The following is a 363-nucleotide window of genomic DNA, read 5'->3' as shown; positions in this document are numbered from 1 at the left end:
GACCGATACTGGGCAGAGTCCTTCGATGCTGACCAGTGCTTTGAAGGCGCCGCGGCGCTGAGTATTGCCTGGAGAGGCCGGCCGGGAGCGCTGGATCGGGCTCTTTGCTGGGTTCTTAAGCAACCCTCCAGCAATTCCCCGAACGCCCCGCGGGCAGCMATKGGCCGGTGGMCCYTATGCCCTGCTTCKGCGSCCGGCAACGGCGCCATAGATCARRAGCACAATRACGGCCCCGAGGATGGAGAGGAGCCAGGTSCGCARATCRAAGAAGTCAGCGAGGCCTCCGCCGAAGATCAACGAACCTATCCAGCCTCCGAGGATKGCGCCCACGACGCCRAYWACGAGTGTGATCASCCAGCCGCC

General features: G+C 63.9%; 1 protein-coding gene. It reads right to left on the bottom strand.

The genetic code is table 11. From position 1 onward, the window contains the following. Positions 1-174: 174 nt before the first annotated feature. Positions 175-330 carry a GlsB/YeaQ/YmgE family stress response membrane protein gene (locus AC1U89_RS25040; protein ID WP_479902314.1) on the bottom strand — a complete coding sequence of 52 codons (156 nt, stop codon included), beginning with the start codon at positions 328-330 and terminating at the stop codon, positions 175-177. Positions 331-363 lie beyond the last annotated feature (33 nt).

The organism is Caulobacter sp. 05T431, from assembly GCF_056665975.1.
This window is presented reverse-complemented; position numbering and strand designations above follow the sequence as displayed.